Source organism: Kitasatospora sp. NPDC088264 (assembly GCF_040685715.1).
Classification (GTDB): Bacteria; Actinomycetota; Actinomycetes; order Streptomycetales; family Streptomycetaceae; genus Kitasatospora.
On the sequence record NZ_JBFBIR010000016.1, the window covers coordinates 61,584 to 78,794 of the forward strand.

At 72.5% G+C, this 17,211-nt stretch carries 15 protein-coding genes; 5 read left to right on the plus strand and 10 right to left on the minus strand.

Translation table 11 applies throughout. From position 1 onward, the window contains the following. Nucleotides 1-164 precede the first annotated feature (164 nt). Nucleotides 165-2,537, plus strand: a complete 2,373-nt coding sequence (locus AB0O82_RS15480) for an immune inhibitor A domain-containing protein (protein ID WP_363583845.1) — start codon at nucleotides 165-167, stop codon at nucleotides 2,535-2,537. A 240-nt stretch (nucleotides 2,538-2,777) separates the two neighbouring features. Beyond that, nucleotides 2,778-3,260 (plus strand): redox-sensitive transcriptional activator SoxR, encoded by a 483-nt coding sequence (gene soxR, locus AB0O82_RS15485; RefSeq protein ID WP_363377928.1) that lies wholly within the window; start codon nucleotides 2,778-2,780, stop codon nucleotides 3,258-3,260. Nucleotides 3,261-3,465: 205 nt separating this feature from the next. On the opposite strand, the gene AB0O82_RS15490 is transcribed toward soxR, so the two are convergent. The 5 genes from AB0O82_RS15490 to AB0O82_RS15510 are packed head-to-tail and all read right to left on the minus strand — an operon-like array spanning nucleotide 3,466 to nucleotide 9,145. After that, entirely contained in the window at nucleotides 3,466-4,443 is a 978-nt protein-coding gene (locus AB0O82_RS15490; protein WP_363583847.1) for an oligopeptide/dipeptide ABC transporter ATP-binding protein, read from the minus strand. After that, a complete protein-coding gene (locus tag AB0O82_RS15495) occupies nucleotides 4,440-5,438 on the minus strand; it encodes an ABC transporter ATP-binding protein (protein WP_363583849.1) in 999 nt (332 codons plus the stop codon). The genes AB0O82_RS15490 and AB0O82_RS15495 overlap by 4 nt, the downstream gene beginning before the upstream one ends. Beyond that, a complete protein-coding gene (locus tag AB0O82_RS15500) occupies nucleotides 5,438-6,424 on the minus strand; it encodes an ABC transporter permease (protein WP_363583851.1) in 987 nt (328 codons plus the stop codon). The genes AB0O82_RS15495 and AB0O82_RS15500 overlap by 1 nt, the downstream gene beginning before the upstream one ends. Beyond that, the gene (locus AB0O82_RS15505; protein ID WP_363583853.1) at nucleotides 6,421-7,380 is read right to left on the minus strand and encodes an ABC transporter permease; all 960 of its coding nucleotides are present in this window, start codon (nucleotides 7,378-7,380) and stop codon (nucleotides 6,421-6,423) included. Before AB0O82_RS15505 ends, AB0O82_RS15500 begins: the two co-directional genes overlap by 4 nt. A 13-nt stretch (nucleotides 7,381-7,393) precedes the next feature. Then, nucleotides 7,394-9,145: an ABC transporter substrate-binding protein gene (locus AB0O82_RS15510; RefSeq protein ID WP_363583855.1), complete on the minus strand. Its 1,752-nt coding sequence runs from the start codon at nucleotides 9,143-9,145 to the stop codon at nucleotides 7,394-7,396. 213 nt (nucleotides 9,146-9,358) lie between these two features. Here AB0O82_RS15510 and AB0O82_RS15515 point away from each other — a divergent pair, with 213 nt between their 5' ends. Then, a complete protein-coding gene (locus AB0O82_RS15515) occupies nucleotides 9,359-10,828 on the plus strand; it encodes an aminopeptidase P family protein (protein ID WP_363583857.1) in 1,470 nt (489 codons plus the stop codon). A gap of 17 nt (nucleotides 10,829-10,845) precedes the next feature. Here AB0O82_RS15515 and AB0O82_RS15520 read toward each other — a convergent pair whose 3' ends face one another. From AB0O82_RS15520 to AB0O82_RS15530, 3 genes are read right to left on the minus strand one after another with little or no spacing between them, the layout of a single operon-like run. After that, complete coding sequence (locus tag AB0O82_RS15520) at nucleotides 10,846-11,871, minus strand: nitronate monooxygenase (RefSeq protein WP_363583859.1); 1,026 nt, start codon at nucleotides 11,869-11,871, stop codon at nucleotides 10,846-10,848. A 48-nt stretch (nucleotides 11,872-11,919) separates the two neighbouring features. Beyond that, on the minus strand, nucleotides 11,920-12,585 hold the full coding sequence (locus AB0O82_RS15525; RefSeq protein ID WP_363583861.1) for a response regulator transcription factor: 666 nt from the start codon (nucleotides 12,583-12,585) through the stop codon (nucleotides 11,920-11,922). Nucleotides 12,586-12,641: 56 nt separating this feature from the next. Further along, nucleotides 12,642-13,841 (minus strand): sensor histidine kinase, encoded by a 1,200-nt coding sequence (locus tag AB0O82_RS15530; protein WP_363583863.1) that lies wholly within the window; start codon nucleotides 13,839-13,841, stop codon nucleotides 12,642-12,644. A 164-nt stretch (nucleotides 13,842-14,005) separates the two neighbouring features. Here AB0O82_RS15530 and AB0O82_RS15535 point away from each other — a divergent pair, with 164 nt between their 5' ends. Further along, nucleotides 14,006-15,082, plus strand: a complete 1,077-nt coding sequence (locus tag AB0O82_RS15535) for an ABC transporter permease (protein ID WP_363583865.1) — start codon at nucleotides 14,006-14,008, stop codon at nucleotides 15,080-15,082. Continuing rightward, nucleotides 15,079-15,759, plus strand: coding sequence for an ABC transporter ATP-binding protein (locus AB0O82_RS15540; protein WP_363583867.1), 681 nt, complete (start codon nucleotides 15,079-15,081; stop codon nucleotides 15,757-15,759). Before AB0O82_RS15535 ends, AB0O82_RS15540 begins: the two co-directional genes overlap by 4 nt. Nucleotide 15,760: 1 nt before the next feature. Here the strand turns inward: AB0O82_RS15540 and AB0O82_RS15545 are convergent, their stop codons facing one another. Next, on the minus strand, nucleotides 15,761-16,357 hold the full coding sequence (locus AB0O82_RS15545; protein WP_363583869.1) for a Uma2 family endonuclease: 597 nt from the start codon (nucleotides 16,355-16,357) through the stop codon (nucleotides 15,761-15,763). A gap of 109 nt (nucleotides 16,358-16,466) precedes the next feature. Continuing rightward, nucleotides 16,467-17,177, minus strand: a complete 711-nt coding sequence (locus tag AB0O82_RS15550; RefSeq protein ID WP_063346897.1) for a GntR family transcriptional regulator — start codon at nucleotides 17,175-17,177, stop codon at nucleotides 16,467-16,469. Between the last annotated feature and the right edge of the window lie 34 nt (nucleotides 17,178-17,211).

The following is a 17,211-nucleotide window of genomic DNA, read 5'->3' on the forward strand; positions in this document are numbered from 1 at the left end:
CGGCGCCCTTCGCCTTGCCCTCACCTCTTCCACGTGACCCGTGACATGTGAAATATTACCTGCGCTTCACCGAACGATTACTCCCACCCGGACCACCCGGGGCGCCCGGAAGCCCGGACCGCCCGGAAGCCCGGGACCCCCATCCCCCGGAAAGGACCGGTCAGTTGCGCAGACTGTCCGCCGCACTCGCGGCCGCGCTCACCACGAGCGCGATAGCCGCCACCCTGCTGGGCACCCCCGCCCAGGCCGCTCCCCTCACCGCCACGACCGCCCCCGCCACGATCGCCGCCGCCCCGGCGGAGCAGGGCGCCGAAGCCCCGCCCGCGCCGCTCGCCCCCCAGGAGCGCGAGCGGCAGGCGCTCCGCACCAAGGCCCTGGAACAGCTCAACCAGGGCGCCGTCGCCAAGACCGCCGGCAAGCGGGCCCCCGCCAAGGTGAAGGTCGGCAACGACTACGTCCAACTGGCGCACCAGCGCACCGACAAGGTCTTCGTGATCCTCGCCCAGTTCGGCGACGAGGTCGACAACACCACCCAGTACAACGGCCAGCCCCGCTACGGCGGCACCCCCGGCCCGCGCCACGACCAGATCCCCAAGCCGGGCAAGGACGACAACCACACGCTGTGGGAGCCGGACTTCGACCGCGGCTACTACCAGAAGATGTTCTTCGACGACACGCCCGGCGCCGTGTCCATGCGCAACTACTACCGCACCCAGTCCTCCGGCCGCTACGACGTCCAGGGCACCGTCAGCGACTGGGTCACCGTCCCGTACAACGAGGCCCGCTACGGCAGCAACAAGGGCCCGCAGGGCTCCGGCGCCTGGACCCAGGGCCAGGAGTTCATCCGGGACGCCGTCAAGGCCTGGTACGACGGCGAGATCGCCAAGGGCCGCAGCGTGGCCGACATCAAGGCGCAGCTCGCCCAGTACGACGTCTACGACCGCTACGACCACACCAGGACCGGCGAGTTCAACCAGCCCGACGGCTACCTCGACAACGTCATCGTGGTGCACGCCGGCGTCGACGAGACCTGGGGCGGCGGCGCCCAGGGGGCCGACGCGCTGTGGGCGCACCGCAGTTGGACCTTCCCCGACGCGACCGGCCGCACCGGACCGGAGGGCAACAAGATCGGCGGCGCGCCGGTCGGCGACACCGGCCTCTACGTCTACGACTACGTCCAGGCCGGCGAGAACAGCGGCGTCGGCCTGTTCGCCCACGAGTACGGCCACAACCTCGGTCTGCCTGACCTGTACAGCACCAACGGCGGCGACAACAGCGTCAACTTCTGGTCGCTGATGTCCTCCGGCTCCTACCTCGGCAAGGGGCCGAACACCACCGGCGGCTACCCCGGCGACCTCGACGCCTGGAGCAAGCTCCAGTTCGGCTGGCTCGACTACGACGAGGCGCAGGCCGCCACCCGGTCCAGCCACGCCCTCGGGGTGAGCGGCTACAACACCGACCAGGCCCAGGCGCTGCTCGTCCACCTGCCGGACAGCACCACCAGCACCGACCTCGCCGACCCGTACGAGGGCGCCAGGCAGTGGTGGAGCGACACCGGCGACAACCTCGACAACTCGCTCAGCCGGGACGTCGACCTGCGCACCGCCACCGGCCCGGCCGCCCTGGACGCCGCCGCCTGGTACGACACCGAGCAGGACTACGACTTCCTCACCGTCGAGGCCTCCACCGACCAGGGCAAGCACTGGACGGCCCTGGGCGGCACCGTCGACGGCGCACCGATCGGCAACACCAACGCCAACACCCCCGGGCTCAGCGGCAGTTCGGGCACCTACCGGAAGCTGCACCTCCCGCTGGACAGCTACCTCGGCCAGCAGGTCCGGCTGCGCTTCCACGCCACCTCGGACGGCAACACCCACGGCCGGGGCGTGCTCGTCGACGCCGTGAGGATCACCGCCGGCGGCACCGAGCTCTTCGCCGACGGCGCCGAGAACGGCGCCAACGGCTGGACCGCCACCGGCTTCACCGTCATCACCGGCCGCACCGCCGTCAAGCAGCACCCGCGCGCCTACCTCGCCGAGAACCGCCGCTACACCGGCTACGGCGCGTTCCTGAAGACCGGCCCGTACAACTTCGGGTACACCGGCGTCGCGGGCAAGGCCGATGTCGTCGACGCCTACCCGTACCAGGAGGGCGTCCTGCTCTGGCTGTGGGACACCGCGTACGGCGACAACAACACCAAGGACCACCCCGGCGGCGGGCTGATCCTGCCGATCGACGCCCACCCGGCGGCGGTCCGCTTCGCCGACGGCACCCTGGTCAACGGGCGGGCGCAGACCTACGACGCGCCGTTCTCGCTCAGGCCGACCACGGCGTTCACGCTGCACAAGGGCGGCGTCGCGGTGCGGATACCATCCGAGCCGGCCGTCCCGGTCTTCAACGACCACACCGGCACGTACACCGACCCGGCCCTCCCGCAGCTCGCGGTGAAGGTCCCGGACACCAACACCAGGATCGAGGTCGTCCGGGAGTCCCAGGGCGGGCGGATCACCACCGTCCGGGTCGGCCCGGCCTCGTAGGAACCCACAGCGAAGGCCCCGGGTCCCCCCGACGAAAAGGGACCCGGGGCCGGCTCGCGGGTCTCACCGCGCCCGGCGAACGGTTCACGCCGACCTCGGGCGGGGCCGTTCGGCGCCGACTCCAGGGGACAACTGTCCTGCTCGGCAACGGCAGTAATGCTCTGCGCAGCGAATGATCCGACCACGTCCGGTACGCTAGATCTTCAACAGGACTTGAAGTCAAGGAGTCGAGGAGCAGGCATGGACACCGCACCGGTCGACCTGCTGAGCGTCGGCGAGGTGGCCCGGCGGGCCGGGATCGCCACCTCGGCGGTGCGCTTCTACGAGGACCAGGGGCTGATCTCCTCCGAGCGGTCGCCGGGCAACCAGCGCCGCTACCGGCGGCACGTGCTGCGCCGGATCTCGCTCATCCTGGTCGCCAAACGGCTCGGCATCCCGCTCTCCGAGGTGGCCGAGGTGTTCACCGGGCTCCCCGAGGACCGGATGCCGGGCAAGCACGACTGGGACCGCATCTCGCGGCGCTGGGCCGAACAACTGCGCGCCCGGCGGGCCGAGTTGGAGCGACTGGAGGAGGAGCTGACCGGCTGCATCGGCTGCGGCTGCGTGTCGCTGCGCCGCTGCCGGGTGCTCAACCCCGGGGACGAACTGGCCGCCGAGGGGCCCGGCCCGCGCCGGCTGCTGCCGGGCACGGCGGGCGAGGCGGGCGGGCCGTCCGGACCGTGAAAACGGTCGGGCCATGAAAACGGACGGTCCGTGAGAATGGTCGGTCCGTAAACATGGTGGAACCCGGTCGGACGCGGCCCTCGTGAGGTTCCCCGCCGCGCCCGACCGGGCGTCTGCGGCGAGGGATCGCGTCCCTCGCCCGTTGGGTGCCGTACCGCCCGGCGTGGGGGCAACTGGGCGGTACGGCGGCTCTATGTGGTCGGCCTCAGGCCTCCGGGAAGTGGCAGGCCGCCTGCCGGCTACCCGCCCCGGCGATCTGCAGCAGCGGACGGTCCGTGCGGCAGATCTCCTGCGCCTTGGGGCAGCGCGGGTGGAAGGTGCAACCGGACGGCGGGTTCGCCGGGCTCGGCGGGTCGCCGAGCAGCACGATCCGCTCCCGCGCGCGCTCCGCCGCCGGGTCGGGCAGCGGGACGGCGGACAGCAGCGCCTTGGTGTACGGGTGCGCCGGGCTGCCGTACACCTCGGCCTTGTCGCCGATCTCGACGATCCGCCCGAGGTACATCACCGCCACCCGGTCGCAGACCCGCTTGACCACCGAGAGGTCGTGCGCGATGAACACGTACGCCAGGCCGAGCTCCTGCTGGAGCCGCTCCATCAGGTTGACCACCTGGGCCTGGATGGAGACGTCGAGCGCGGAGACCGGCTCGTCGGCGATGACCAGCTTCGGCGAGGTGGCGAGCGAGCGGGCGATGCCGATGCGCTGCGCCTGGCCGCCGGAGAACTCGTGCGGGTAGCGGTCGATCTGCTCGGGGATCAGCCCGACCAGTTCCATCAGCTCGCCCGCCCGCCGGCGCGCGTCGGCCGCGCTCGACCCCTGGAGCAGCAGCGGCTCGGAGATGATCCGGGCCACCGTCTGCCGGGGGTTGAGCGAGGAGTACGGGTCCTGGAAGACCATCTGCAGGTGCCGCCGGTGCGGCCGCAGCCGGGCCTGGGAGAGCCCGCCGATCTCGGTGCCGTCGAAGGTGACGGTGCCCGAGGTCGGGTCGAGCAGCCGGACGATCATCCGCCCGGTGGTGGACTTGCCGCAGCCGGACTCGCCGACCAGGCCGAGCGTCTCGCCCTTGCCGACGTCGAAGCTGACGCCGTCGACGGCGCGGACCGGGGCGCCGGGCCGGCCGGTGCGGCTCCGTCGGCCGGGGAAGGTCTTCACCAGGTCCCGTACGGACAGCAGGTTCTCGGTCATGGCCGGGCTCCTTCCGGTACCAGCGGCAGGTGGCAGGCGGCCTGGTGGCCGGGGCCGAGCGGGCCGAGCTCGGGTCGGTCGGCCAGGCAGCGGGCGTGTTCCTCGGCGGTGGCGGTGCTGGTGCGGGCGCAGCGCGGCGCGAAGGAGCAGCCGGGGGCGGGGGCGATCAGCGACGGCGGGCTGCCGGGGATGGCCCGCAGCGGGGCGTCGTCGGTGTCGTCCAGGCGCGGCAGCGAGTCCAGCAGGCCGCGGGTGTACGGGTGCCCGGGGGTGGCGAACAGCCGGTCCACCGGGGCCTGTTCGGCGGCCCGGCCGCCGTACATGACCAGCACCTCGTGGGCGACCCGGGCGACCACCCCGAGGTCGTGGGTGATCATGACGACGCCGAGGCCGCGCTCCTGCTGGATGCGGGCGATCAGGTCGAGGATCTGCGCCTGGACGGTGACGTCGAGGGCCGTGGTGGGCTCGTCGGCGATCAGCAGTTCGGGTTCGCAGGCGAGCGCCATGGCGATCATGACGCGCTGGCGCATGCCGCCGGAGAACTGGTGCGGGTACTCGTCGACCCGCCGGGCCGGCTCCGGGATGCCGACCTCGGCCAGCATCTCGACCGCCCGCGCGCGGCCCGCCCTGCGGTTGGCCTTGAAGTGCACCCGGTAGTGCTCGGCGATCTGCTCGCCGACGGTGTAGAAGGGGTGCAGGCTGGACAGCGGGTCCTGGAAGATCATCGCGATCCGGCGGCCCCGGACGGTGCCCAGCTCCCGTTCGCCGAGCCCGTTGAGCTCCATCCCGTCGAGCCGGATCGAGCCGGTGACGGCGGCGCCGCGGTGCAGGCCCATGACGGCGAGCGAGGTGACGGACTTGCCGCTGCCGGACTCGCCGACCAGGCCGAGGGTCCGCCCGGCGTCGACGGCGAAGGAGATGCCGTCCACCGCCCGGACGGTGCCGCGGGGCGTGTCGAAGGAGACCTTGAGGTCCTCGACCTCCAAGAGAGTCATCAGTACCTCACTCGTGGGTCGACGAACGCGTAGAGCAGGTCGACCAGCAGGTTCGCCGCGACGATGAAGAAGGCCGCGAGCAGGGTGACGCCGAGGATCACGGGCTGGTCGGAGCGGCCCAGACCGTCGTAGAACAGCCGGCCGACGCCGGGCAGGCCGAAGATGGACTCGGTGATGACCGCACCGGCCAGAAGGCCGCCGAGGTCCATGCCGAAGATGGTGAGGATCGGCGTCACCCCGGCGCGCAGCCCGTGCTTGACCGTGACCGTCCGCGACGGCAGGCCCTTGGCCCGGGCGGTGCGGATGTACGGCTCGGCCATCGCCTCGATCATCGAGTTGCGGCTCTGCCGGGCGTACATGGCCGCGTACAGCAGGGCCAGGGCGATCCACGGCAGCAGCAGGTTGGAGGCCCACTCGAAGGGGTTCTCGGTGAACTTGTGGTACGCCGGGTAGGGCAGCAGCCCGGCCGTACGGACGACACCCCAGATCAGCATGATCGAGGTGAAGTAGACCGGCAACGAGGCGGTGCCGACCGAGAGCACCATCAGCGTCTTGTCGGAGGCCTTGCCCTTGCGCAGCGCCGAGGTGACGCCCGCGCCGAGGCCGAGGACCAGCCAGAGCACCGCCGCGCCGACGGCGAGCGAGATGGACACCGGCAGCCGGTCGACGAGCAGGTCCCAGACCGGCAGCCCGTACTCGTACGAGTAGCCGAGGCAGGGGAAGCCGCAGTGCACGGCGCTCGGGCCGCTGCCGTAGTCGCGACCGGCGAAGATGCCGCCCAGGTAGGCGAGGAACTGTTCCCAGATCGGCTTGTTCAGGCCCATCGCCGCCTTGACGTCGGCGAGCCGCTCCGGGCTGCAGGTCTTGCCGCAGGCCGCCGCCGCCGGGTCGTTCGGCAGCAGGTAGAAGATGGTGAAGGTGATGGCGCAGATGGCGAGCAGGATGCCCGCCACGCCGAGCAGTCGGCGGCCGAGGTAGAGGATCACGACCGGCCTCCCCGGGGGTCGAGGATGTCGCGCAGCGCGTCCCCGAGCAGGGTGAACGCGAGCACGGCGACGAACAGGAAAGCCGTCGGGATCAGGAAGTACGTCGGGTCGGTCTCGTAGTGGACGATGCTCTCCGCGATCATCTGGCCCCAGGACGAGGTCGGCGGGCGGACGCCCACACCGAGGTAGCTGAGCGCGGCCTCGGTGGCGATCATGCCGGGGATGAGCAGGGTGGTGTAGGCGATGATCGGGCCGGAGACGTTCGGCAGGATCTCCCGGGTGAGGATGCGCCAGGAGCGCGCCCCGCCGACCTTGGCGGCCTCGACGTACTCGCGGTGCTTGAGCGAGAGGGTCTGGCCGCGCACGACGCGGGCGATGCCGGGCCAGGTGAACAGGCCGATCACCAGGGTGATCAGCAGGATCCGGTTGACGTCCTTGGCCACCGACATCATCGCGATCATGAAGATCAGCGAGGGGAAGGACATGGTGAGGTCCATCAGCCGGGACAGCAGCGTGTCCGTCCGGCCGCCGAAGTAGCCGGCCGCGATGCCGGCCAGGGTGCCGGTGATGACGACGACGGCGGTCGCGGTGAACGCGATCAGCAGCGAGACCTGCCCGCCGTGCAGGACCCGGGCGAACAGGTCGCGCCCGGTGATCGGCTCGACGCCCAGCCAGTGCCGGGCGCTGATGCCGCCGAAGTCGCCCCGAGGCATGCCGCCCAGGTACGGGTCGATGGCGCGCTTGTCGAACTCCTCGGGGGACCAGCCGCCGAGCGAGCTCAGCGGGCCGGCCAGGGCGGCCAGCAGCAGCAAGGCGCCGACCGTGATCAGGCCGAAGCGGGCCGATCCCTTGGCCCACAGCTGGTCCCAGACCAGCCGCCACGGGCCGCGCCCGGTGGCCTTCGCGGGGCCCGTCGCCATGGAGTCCACGGCGACGGGCTCAGTGGTTGTACTCATCGCCGACGGCCCCTCAGCCCTTGCCCTTGGCGGGGTCCTTGAGGCCGACCACGGCCAGGTCGATCATGCCGGCGTAGCCGGAGTTCCCGAACGCGCCGGCCACGTTGGTGCCGGCCAGCAGCGGGCGGCGCTGCCACATCAACGGGACGGCCGGGGCCTTCTTCAGCAGGTCCTCGTCCAGTTGCTGCCAGGCCTTGTTGGCCTCGTTGACGTCCGTCATGGCCGCGATCTGGTCCATCCGGTCCATCGTGGCCTGGTCCTTGAACTGGCTGTAGTTACCCTGGTTGCCCTTCTCCTTGATGGTCCGTCCGTCGAAGATGAACGGGAGGAAGGTCGCGCCGGACGGGTAGTCCGGGCACCAGCCGTTGATGGTCAGCTCGGGGGCGTTCTTGGTGTCGCCGAGCGTGTCGGTGAAGGCGGACGGGTCGACGGTGTTCACGGTGACCTGAACACCGGCCTTGGCCAGCGACTGCTGGATCGTCTCGGCGCGGGTCTTGTCGCCCAGGGAGACGGTGATCGACACCTTGAGGTCGGTCTTGCCCGCGTCCTTGAGCATCGCCTTGGCCTTCTCCGGGTCGCCGGCGGCCGGGATCTTCAGCGGGTCCGCCTTGGCGCCGCCGGTCAGCGACGGCGGGAGGTAGGAGGTGGCCACGTCGGCCATCGCCGGGCCGCCGAAGGCCGTCACCTGCGCCTCGCGGTCGACCGCCCACATCATCGCCTCGCGCACCTTCGGGTCGTCGAAGGGCGCCTTGGCGGTGTTCAGGTACAGCATGTCCGTACAGCCGGTCTGCTCGGCCGCCATGCGGGCCTTGACGTCCGGCTTGGTCAGCACCTTGGAGACGGACTCGTGGGCCATCCACGGCATCTCGATCGCGTTGGCGTCGGCGCCGTCGCTGGCGATGATCCGGTCGTCGGCCTGGCCGCCCTTGATGCCCTGGGTGACCACGATCTTGTCGGGGTACGCCTTGCGGACGGTGTCGGTGGACTGGTCCCAGTTGGTGTTGCGGACCAGCGTCAGCTGCTTGCCCCGGTCGTACGTGTCGATCTTGTAGGGGCCGGAGGAGAACGGCCGCGAGTCGTACTGGGTGCCCTTCTCCTGAGACTGCGGCACCGGGGAGAAGGTCGGGAGGGTGACGGTGTCCGAGAACTCGGCCACCGGGCGCTTCAGGTGGAAGACGATGGTCCTGTCATCCGGGGTCTCGATGCTCGCCAGGTGCTCGCCAGTGAGCGGGCCCTTGTAGTTCTCGCCGCCGGCCAGGTACTGGACGGCGTAGTCGGGGCCGCCGGTGAGGTCCGGGGAGAAGGACCGCTCGACGTTGTACTTGATGTCGGCGGACTTGATCGGCGTGCCGTCCTCGTACTTGAGGCCGTCCTTCAGGGTGAAGGTCCACACCTTGCCGCCCTCGCTGGACTTGCCGAGGTCGGTGGCGAGGTCCGGGACGATCTCGCTGCCCGCCGCACCCGGCTCGGACTTGAAGGTGGTCAGGGTGCGGTAGATCAGCCGGGTGCCGAAGTCCATGTGCGGCACGGTCCAGTTGCGGGCCGGATCGAGGTGGGCGAAGTCCTGGTTCGTCAGGACGTTGAGGGTGCCGCCCTTGACCGGGGTGCCGCCGATGACCGAACCGGACGCGGCGCCCGGGCCCTGGCCGTTGGAAGGCGCGGCGTCACTTCCGCTGTCGCTCTTGTCGTTCTTGCAGGCCCCGAGGCCGAGGGTGAGGGTCGCCGCGAGGACCGCCGCGAGGGCGGCGTGGGTGCGCCTGGTCATGTGCAACTCCGCTGTGGGGGGCCTGCCGTGAAGCCCGTGTCCGCCCCGGGAGGTGATCCGGGGCCCGACCGGGAGGCGACCTTCGAGGTCTGGCCGCTCCGCGGTGTGACCCGTAACATAGTAATGTGAAATTGCACTGCACAAGAGGTGACGCCCCCCGTTACCGAGCTGTGTCCGGGCCACACCACCCCCTCCCCACCTAGGAGTTCACCGGTGCCCCTCCGACAGACCGGCCTCAACACCGGGAGCCACGACCTCCCCGTCTCCCCCGCCCTCGACGCCTTCATGGGCACCCGCTGGGCCGCCACCCACCTCCCCGCCGACCAGCGAGTCCCCGGCCACGACCGCCTCCCCGGCCGCCACGCCCGCCTCTCCGCCGCCTTCCCCGGCGAGCGGCTGATCGTCCCCGCCGGCCGGCTGAAGGTCCGCTGCAACGACCTCGACCACCGCTTCCGCCCGCACAGCGCCTACGCCTGGCTCACCGGCCTCACCGGCGAGGACCAGGCCGACCACGTCCTCGTCCTCGAACCGACCGGCCCCCACGGCCACGAGCCGGTCCTGTACCTGCGCCCCCGCTCCCCCCGCGGCCGGCAGCACGCCAACGGCACCGAGTTCTACCGCGACCGCCGCTACGGCGAGTTCTGGGTCGGCCGCCGCCCCGACCTCGCCGAAGCCGCCGCGCTCACCGGACTGCGCACCGAACACCTCGACGACCTCGACAAACTCCTCGCCGGCCCCCAGCCGCCCACCCGCGTCCTCGCCGGCACCGACCCCCTCGTCGACGAATGCACCGGACGCCCCGGCGCCCACACCACGCGGGACGGCGAACTCGGCGCCGTCCTCGCCGAGTTGCGCCTGGTCAAGGACACCTGGGAGATCGGCCAGCTCCAACTCGCCGTCGACCACACCGTCACCGGCTTCCAGGACGTCGTCCGCGCCCTGCCCACCGCCCTGCGCCACCCCCGCGGCGAACGCTGGATCGAGGGCATCTTCGACCTGCGCGCCCGCGCCGAAGGCAACGGCACCAGCTACACCACCATCGCCGCCTCCGGCGCCCACGCCTGCGTCCTGCACTGGATCCGCAACGACGGCGCCCTCGACCCGAACTCCCTGCTCCTGCTGGACGCCGGCGTCGAAACCGACACCCTCTACGCCGCCGACATCACCCGCACCCTCCCGCTCAGCGGCACCTTCACCCCCGTCCAGCGGCAGGCCTACGACCTCGTCCTCGCCGCCCAGAGCGCCGGCATCGCCGCGCTGCGCCCCGGCGCCCGCTTCCGCGACTTCCACCACGCCGCCATGCGGGTCATCGCCGAAGGCCTCGCCGACTGGGGCGTCCTACGCATCCCCGCCGAACAGTCCCTCACCGAGGACAACGGCCTCCACCGCCGCTACACCCTCTGCGGCAGCGGCCACATGCTCGGCCTCGACTACCACGACTGCGCCAGGGCCCGCGCCGACCGCTACCTCGACGGCACCCTGGAAGCCGGCATGGTCCTCACCGTCGAACCCGGCCTCTACCTCCAGCCCGACGACGAAACCCTCCCCCTCGAACTCCGCGGCCTCGGCATCCGCATCGAGGACGACCTCGTCATCACCCCCGACGGCGCCCACCTCATGTCCCACGCCCTCCCCCGCACCGCCCCCGCCATCGAATCCTGGATGGCCGACCTCCTCGGCTGAGCCCGGGGAGCGGCCGCTCACACCGCCCGTGCCGCCGCCCAGAGCTCCGCGATCAGGTCCGCCGCCGGGCCCGTGCGGGCCAGGTGGTGGGCGGTGCCGGCCCAGAGGTGCATGGACTGGAGGTCGGCGCGGCGGGTCGCGGCGGCGCGCAGCGGCTGGGTGAGGTGGTGCACCTCGGGGTAGGCGGGCGGGGCGTACGGGCCGTGGCGGTCGATGAAGGCGTTGCGCAGACCGCGGGCCGGGCGGCCGGTGAAGGCCCGGGTGACGGCCGTCTCCGGGAGTTCGGTGAGCGCCGCCCGGTGCGCGGCCGAGGTGCCCGCCTCGTCGGCGCGCAGCAGGGCCGTCCCCAGCTGCACCGCCGCCGCCCCGGCCCGCAGCGCCGCCGCCACCGCCGGGCCGTCGCCCAGCCCGCCGGCCGCGATCAGCGGCAGCGCCGTCACCGCCCGGACGGCGGGCAGCAGCTCCAGCAGCGGGACGTCACCGGGCTCGTCCCCGATCCGGTGGGTGGCGCGGTGCCCGCCGGCCTCCGGGCCCTGCACGCACAGCGCGTCCATCCCGACCGCCTCCGCCGCCCGCGCCTCCGCGGGCGTGGTGACGGTGCCGACCTGGAACGACCCGGCCGCGCGGACCGCCGCCGCCTCCTGCGGCGTCGGCAGGCCGAAGGTGTACGAGACCACCGGGACCGGGTCCGCCAGCAGCACGGCGAGCTTGGCCTCCCAGTCGTCCCGGTCCGGCCCGATCTCCTCGGGCAGCGCCACGTCCCACCGCTCGGCCTCGGGCCGCAGCCGCTCCCGGTAGGCGGCGACGGCCGCCGGATCGCCGGGCGGGGCCGGGACGAACAGGTTCACGCCGAACGGCCCACCGGTCAACTCCCTGACCAGCGCGACCTGTTCGGCCATCGCGGCGGCGCTCCGGTACCCGGCGGCGAGGAACCCCAGCCCGCCGGCCCGGTTCACCGCCGCCACCAGCTCCGGGGTGGACGCCCCGCCCGCCATCGGCGCGCCGACCACCGGCACGGAAAGTTCATCGAGACGCACGGCCATCGGGGTCCTCCACTCCGGGCAACGGTTCGGACCCGGCCCACCCTACGCTCAGCGGATCAGCCCCCGCCCGCGCGCCGCCCGCACCGCCGCCGTCCGCGAGTCCACCGCCAACTTGGTGTAGACGTGCACCAGATGGGACTTCACCGTGGCCTGGCTCAGGTGCAGCCGCTGGCTGATCTGCTGGTTGGTCAGCCCGTCCGCGACCAGCCCCAGCACCTCGGTCTCCCGCGCGCTGAGCGCCGCCGCCGGCGTCCGCATCCGTTCCAGCAGCCGGTCGGCGACGCTCGGTGCCAGCGCCGAGCGGCCCGCGGCGGCGGCCCGGACGGCCTGGGCCAGTTCCTCCGGCGGGGCGTCCTTGAGCAGGTAGCCGGTGGCGCCGGCCTCCAGCGCGGGCAGGGTGTCGGCGTCGGTTTCGTAGGTGGTGACGACGAGGACCCGGGGCGCGCCCGGCCCGGCGGTGATCGCGGCGGTCGCCTGGGCGCCGTTCATGGCCGAGCCGGGCCCGAACTGGAGGTCCATCAGCACCACGTCGACCCCGCCCGCCGCGGCGAGTTCGACGGCCCGTTCGGCGGTCGCGGCCTCGGCGGCGATGGTGAAGTCCGGCTCGCCCTCCAGGACGGCCCGCAGCCCGGCCCGCACCACCGGGTGGTCGTCCGCCAGCAGCAGCCGGATCACCGCGCCGCTCCCGCGCCCGCCGTCACTGCGCTCGTTCACGCCCTGACCTCCGTCACTCCGTCCGTTCACGCCCCGCACGCCGTCGCTCCGCCCGTTCACGCCCCGCCCTCCGTCACCGGCAGCTGCACCGCGAGCGCCGTGCCCCCGCCGGGCGCCGACTCCACCGTGAAGGTGCCGCCGAGCGCCCGCGCCCGGGCCCGCATCGACGGCAGCCCGAACCCGCCGTCCCCTCCGCTGCGCCCGGCGACCGCCGCCGGATCGAATCCGGCCCCGTCGTCGAACACGTCCAGCGCCACCTCGCCCTCCATGTAGCTGAGCGTCACCTCGGCGTGCGAGGCGTGCGCGTGCCGGACGGTGTTGCCGAGCGCGGACTGCGCGATCCGCAGCAGCGCGACCTCCTGCGGCACCGGCAGCCGTACCGGGTCCCCGGAGACGTGCAGTTTCACCGGCAGGCCGCTGTGCGCCGCCGTGGTGGCGCACAGCCGTTCCAGCGCGACCGGCAGCGGGTCTCCGTCGAGCGCGGGCGGGGTGAGCGCGCGGACGAACCGCCGGGCCTCGTCCAGGTTGTCCTGGGCGGCCTGCCGGGCCTGCTCGACGTACCCGGAGGCCGCCTCGGTGCGTTCCGGCAGGGCCCGCTGGGCGGCCCGCAGCAGCAGCTGGATGGAGCTGAGGCTCTGCGCGAGGGTGTCGTGGATCTCCCGGGCGAGGCGCTCGCGTTCGGCGAGCACCCCGGCGGTGTGGTGGGCGGCCGCGGCGTCGGCGCGGGCGGCGGTGAGTTCGTCGATCAGCCGGCGGCGCTCCTCGCTCTCCCGGTACAGCGCCTGGTAGCCGAGCACGGTGGCGGTGGCGACGGCCGCGCCGAGCGCGGGTCCGATCGCGGCGGGCAGGCTGAAGGTGTGCTGGTGCCAGGACCAGGCCGCGATGGCGGTGGCGGCGGTCAGCCCGACGGCGGTGAGGCCGCCGCGCCGCCCGAGCAGGTGCAGTTCCAGGAAGTACAGCGGGAACGCCAGCCACACCCCGTCCTGGGTGGCGATCAGCACGCCCACCCAGGTGACGCCGAGCAGCGCCAGCCAGAGCGCGGCGGCCCGGCGCGAGCGGCGGACGGCGGCCAGCCGGGGGCCGACGGCGTACACGGCGGCCATCGCGGTGGCCGCGGCGGCGACGGGCACCGGGTCGCCGTCCCGGCCGACGGCGGCGCGGGCGACGGCCAGGGCGAGCAGGCCCGCCACAAGCAGGTGCAGGCAGACCTGGAGGACGCGGGCGACGGGGGTGGTGCGGGATCGTTCGGTCGCCATCCGTCCAGCCTAGGTTCCGAACCGGGCCCCGGCATCAATCAAAAGGTTGAACTCCGCTTCTGCCCTTTGATGCCGAGGATGCAATCCGCGGTGCGATGCCCGCGGGGCCCCTTCTCCGGGACGGTGGAAGCGTCGGAATCACTCGTTCAGCAGGAAGGCCCACCGTGTTCGTCGCCTGGAGGGATCTGGGGTTCGCCAAGGGGCGGTTCGCCCTGATGGGGACCGTCATCGTGCTGATCACCGTACTGGTCGGTCTGCTGTCCGGACTGACCGCCGGACTCGGCCGGCAGAACATCTCCGCGATCACCGGCCTGCCCGCCGACCACCTGGTGTTCGGCGAGCCCGCCGACGGGCAGAAGCTCTCCTTCACCGACTCCCAGGTCACCCCCGAGCAGTGGCAGGCCTGGGCGGCCGAGCCGGGCGTCACCTCCGCCCAGCCACTGGGCATCACCACCACCAAGGCCGCCGCCGGGACCCGCACCACGGCGCTGTCCGCCTTCGGCGTCCCGGACGGCTCCGCGCTGGCCCCGCAGGGCGCCCGGATCGCCCCCGGTCAGGCCGTCCTGTCGAAGACCGCCGCCAAGAACCTGGGCGGCCTCGCCCCCGGCGACGACCTCACCCTGGCCGGGCACCGCCTCCGGGTCGCGGCCGTCGACGGCGACGCCGCGTACAGCCACACCCCGGTGATCTGGACCAGCCTCGCCGACTGGCAGCAGGCCGTCCCCGGCGGCACCGGCCACGCGACCGTCATCGCGCTCACCACCGCCAAGGGCGCCGACCTGCACGGCGCCGACGCCCGCCACGGCACCGAGACCCGCACCCGCGACGACGCCCTCGCCGCGATCGGCTCCTACACCTCCGAGAACGGCTCGCTCCAGCTGATGCGCGGCTTCCTGTTCGCCATCTCGGCCCTGGTGATCGGCGCCTTCTTCACCGTCTGGACGATCCAGCGCAGCGGCGACATCGCGGTGCTGAAGGCGCTCGGCGCCTCCACCCGCTACCTGCTGCGCGACGCCCTCGGCCAGGCCGTCCTGCTGCTGGTGCTCGGCACCGCCGTCGGCACCGCGCTCGCGGCGGGCGTCGGGGCCCTGGTCGGCTCCACCGTGCCCTTCGTCCTGGACGCCCCGACCGTCCTGTTCCCCGCCGCCGTCATGATCGCGCTCGGCGCGGTCGGCGCGGGCCTGTCCATCCGCCGGATCACCTCCGTCGACCCGCTGACCGCCCTGGGGAGCGCCCGATGAGCCTCGTCCTCGACCGCATCACCCTCACCTACCCGGACGGCGACGGCCGGCTCACGGCGCTGGACGACGTGTCGCTGACCGTCCCCAAGGGCTCGATCACGGCCGTCATCGGCCCGTCCGGCTCCGGCAAGTCCAGCCTGCTGGCGGTCGCCGCCACCCTGATCACCCCGGACTCCGGCCGGGTGGTGCTGGACGGCACCGACACCACCGGCCTCGGCCGCGCCGAACTGACCGCGCTGCGCCGCGCCCGGATCGGCATCGTCTTCCAGCAGGCCAACCTGCTGCCCTCGCTCACCGCCGTCGAACAGCTCCAGGTGATGGCCCACCTGGACGGCCGCTCCCCGCGCACCGCCCTCCCCCGGGCCCTGGACCTGCTGGCCGCCGTCGGCCTGCGCGACCAGGCCGCCCGCCGCCCGCACCAGCTCTCCGGCGGTCAGCGCCAGCGCGTCAACATCGCCCGCGCGCTGATGAACGACCCCACCGTCCTGCTGATCGACGAACCCACCAGCGCCCTCGACCACGAACGCGGCGCCGCCGTCCTCGACCTCATCACCGAGCTCACCCACCGCCGCGCCACCGCCACCGTCCTGGTCACCCACGACCGCACCCACCTGACGGCCGTCGACCAGATCGCCGAAGTCCACGACGGCCGCCTGACAGTGCCCGCGGCGGCCTGAGCTACTTCTTCGCCGCCAGCACGTCGTCCACCGACAGCGTCACCGCCGCCCCGATCGACTCCGGCAGGGTGAACGACTGCCCCGGGTGGTGGACGGCGTGCACGCGGTACTCGCCGTCCTGCGGGTCAGTGAGCACCATGACCCGCTGGTTCGTCCGGTCCACGATCACGTAGACGGGTACTCCAGCGGCGGCATAGACGAAGGGCTTCCGCTTCAGGTCGTCGCTGAGGTTGGACGACGTGACCTCCAACACGAGCCGGAAGACCGCCGGGTCGTAACAGTTGTACTCGATCAAGTGGTCATCGATGTCGGCATCGACGATCGCCAGGTCGGGAACGGCGTAGTCCGACGGCCCGTCCGGCAACCAGATGCCAACGCCCTGAATGACGTCGACCTCATCCCCGTCGAGGCCGGCGGCGAACAGCACACGCATGAGGCGGCTCAGCGACTTGCCGTGCGAAGCATTCGGCGGCGGCGTCACGGTGATCTGGCTCCCGACGATCTCGACCCGGTGCCCGGCGAACTGGTTGGAGATCAGCTCGGCGACTTCGAGCAGCGTCGGCTGCTCGATGGGCTCTTCCACTGCTGCGGCGGACATGGATTTCCTCCTGGCTGCCGATGTCGAGAACATCATCGTAGGGCGCGAACGCATTCCGACGCCCGATCCCCAGTCTTCACCCGAACGGGCGGTTTAGCCCCGGTTAGCCCTACCGCGCCCGCAGCTTCAGCGCCGGGCGGGCCTCCTCGGCCGCCTCGTCCTGCCCCGCCCACAGCGAACGGACGTGGCTGAGGTGGCGGGTCATACAGGCCTCGGCCGCCTCGGCGTCGCCGGCCAGCATGAGGTCGAGCAGTTCCAGGTGCTCCTCCGCCGAGGAGGTCAGCTCGCCGCGCTCGTCGAGCCGGTTGAGGCCGTACAGCCGCGAGCGCTTCCGCAGGTCGCTGACGACGTCGACCAGCCGGGCGTTGCCGGCCAGCCCCAGCAGGTCCAGGTGGAACTGCCGGTCGGCTTCCAGGTACCCGATGAGGTCGTGCTTGCGCGCGGCCGCGACGATCTCCTCGGCCTGCGGGCGCAGCCGCTCCAGCTGCTCCTTGGTCGCCGTGCGCGTCACCCGGCCGACGGTGGGGACCTCGATCAGGGCGCGGATCTCGGTGTAGTCGTCGAGGTCACGCTCGGTGAGCTCGGTGACCCGGAAGCCCTTGTTGCGGACGGCCTCGACGAGGCCTTCGCGGGCGAGGTCGAGCATGGCCTCGCGGACGGGGGTGGCGGAGACGCCGAAGTCGGCGGCGAGCGCGGGTGCGGAGTAGACGACGCCGGGGCGCAGTTCGCCGGAGATCAGGGCTGCCCGGAGCGCGTGGGCGACCTGGTCGCGAAGCCGCTCCTGTACGGAGATCAGGGTGCGGGGTTTGAGGTCGGCCATGGTGTTCCTCCGGGTGGGTGCAGAACACCAGCGT

Excerpts from the sequence above, each read along its gene's own strand:
- AB0O82_RS15505 (WP_363583853.1), bottom strand. The coding sequence starts at position 7,380 with ATGAGTACAACCACTGAGCCCGTCGCCGTGGACTCCATGGCGACGGGC.
- AB0O82_RS15510 (WP_363583855.1), bottom strand. The coding sequence starts at position 9,145 with ATGACCAGGCGCACCCACGCCGCCCTCGCGGCGGTCCTCGCGGCGACC.
- AB0O82_RS15545 (WP_363583869.1), bottom strand. The coding sequence starts at position 16,357 with ATGTCCGCCGCAGCAGTGGAAGAGCCCATCGAGCAGCCGACGCTGCTC.
- AB0O82_RS15540 (WP_363583867.1), top strand. The coding sequence starts at position 15,079 with ATGAGCCTCGTCCTCGACCGCATCACCCTCACCTACCCGGACGGCGAC.
- AB0O82_RS15495 (WP_363583849.1), bottom strand. The coding sequence starts at position 5,438 with ATGACTCTCTTGGAGGTCGAGGACCTCAAGGTCTCCTTCGACACGCCC.
- soxR (WP_363377928.1), top strand. The coding sequence starts at position 2,778 with ATGGACACCGCACCGGTCGACCTGCTGAGCGTCGGCGAGGTGGCCCGG.
- AB0O82_RS15550 (WP_063346897.1), bottom strand. The coding sequence starts at position 17,177 with ATGGCCGACCTCAAACCCCGCACCCTGATCTCCGTACAGGAGCGGCTT.
- AB0O82_RS15530 (WP_363583863.1), bottom strand. The coding sequence starts at position 13,841 with ATGGCGACCGAACGATCCCGCACCACCCCCGTCGCCCGCGTCCTCCAG.
- AB0O82_RS15520 (WP_363583859.1), bottom strand. The coding sequence starts at position 11,871 with ATGGCCGTGCGTCTCGATGAACTTTCCGTGCCGGTGGTCGGCGCGCCG.
- AB0O82_RS15490 (WP_363583847.1), bottom strand. The coding sequence starts at position 4,443 with ATGACCGAGAACCTGCTGTCCGTACGGGACCTGGTGAAGACCTTCCCC.